Below are 1493 nucleotides of genomic sequence, written 5' to 3' on the forward strand. Positions count from 1 at the left end.
AGATCGCGAAGTTGAGGGCTTCTGGGGTGGGTCGTTGCAGGCCCTTCGCGGTGGCGCGGCGCAGCAGGTCGGCCACGGTGAGCTGTTCCAGCGCCGCCACCAGTTGTGCCTCCAGCTCCTCCCACAGCGGCTGCACCACCGCCTCGCCCAGCGCCGAGGCCGCCGGCTCGGCCGCCGCCTCCTCGCCGCCCTCCGGCCCGCGCACCGCCGCCACCACCTCGGACAGCCGCATGTCCCGCGCCGCCCGCCCCAGCCGGTAGCCGCCCTTCGGCCCCCGCGTGCTGCCCAAAAGCCCCGCCCGGGAGAGGGCCTGCAGCACCGGCTCGATGCCCCGCCGCGCTTCTCCCAGCCGCTCCGCGATATCCCCCGCCGGCACCACCGCGCCGCGCCCGGCATGAAACGCCACGTCCAGCACGATCGATACCGCCACCATCGCCCGGTCCCGCCGCAACATCATCTGTTCCGCTCCGTCCTTTGCCTCTGAACCACGCGCGCCAGACGTGATATAGCCGCCCCATGCCGCTCCGTCACACCCCTGCCCCCCAGGGCCGCCTCTTTCCCAGCATCCTCGACACCATCGGCGCCACGCCGCTGGTCCGCCTGCCGCGGCTGGAGGCGGCGCGCGGCCTCCAGGCCCGCCTGGCGCTGAAGCTCGAGTTCTTCAACCCGCTGGCATCCCTGAAGGACCGCATCGGCCAGGCCATGGTGGCCGAGGCCGAGGAAGCCGGCCTGCTCACCCCCAATGCCGAGCCGCCGCAGACCATCGTCGAGCCCACCTCCGGCAATACCGGCATCGCGCTGGCCTTTGTGGCCGCCGCCCGCGGCTACCGCCTCGTCGTCACCATGCCCGATGGCGCCTCGGCCGAGCGGCGCAAGATGCTGCGCCTGCTCGGCGCCGAGGTGGTGCTGACCCCGGGGCCGCAGGGCATGGCCGGTGCCATCGCGGAAGCCGAGCGCATCGCCGCCGCCACCCCCGGCGCCTGGATGCCGCGCCAGTTCGACAACCCGGCCAATCCCGCCATCCATGCCGCCACCACCGCCGAGGAAATCTGGGCCGATACCGAAGGCGCGGTGGATGTGGTGGTGGCCGGCCTCGGCACCGGCGGCACGCTGACCGGCATCGCCACCACGCTGAAGCCGCGCCGCCCCGGCCTGACCCTGGTGGGCGTCGAGCCGGCGGAATCCGCCTTCCTCTCCGGCGACGACCCCGGGCCGCACGAGATCCAGGGCATCGGCGCCGGCTTCAAGCCCGGCGTGCTGGAGCTGGAGAAGGTCGACCTGCTCCGCCGCGTCACCGAACGCGAGGCCTTCGCCGCCGCCCGCCTCTGCGCCCGCACCGACGGCATCCCCATCGGCATCTCCTCCGGCGCCGTGCTGCACGCCATGCTCGACCTCGCCCAGCAGCCCCAGCATCACGGACAACTCATCATCGGCATCGCCGCCTCCTTCGCCGAACGTTACCTCTCCACCGACCTCTTCCACGGACTGTGAGA

At 73.1% G+C, this 1493-nt stretch carries 2 protein-coding genes; one reads left to right on the forward strand and one right to left on the reverse strand.

The features are described 5' to 3' along the window. Positions 1 to 457 (reverse strand): RrF2 family transcriptional regulator (locus tag IBL25_RS26060; protein ID WP_187781336.1); only part of this gene is annotated, 457 nt, incomplete at its 3' end. Between the two features lie 59 nt (positions 458 to 516). Here IBL25_RS26060 and cysK point away from each other — a divergent pair. Further along, a complete protein-coding gene (cysK, locus tag IBL25_RS26065; protein WP_187781337.1) occupies positions 517 to 1491 on the forward strand; it encodes a cysteine synthase A in 975 nt (324 codons plus the stop codon). Positions 1492 to 1493 lie beyond the last annotated feature (2 nt).

Origin of the sequence: Pseudoroseomonas ludipueritiae, from assembly GCF_014490445.1 — a bacterium.
GTDB lineage: Bacteria > Pseudomonadota > Alphaproteobacteria > Acetobacterales > Acetobacteraceae > Pseudoroseomonas > Pseudoroseomonas ludipueritiae.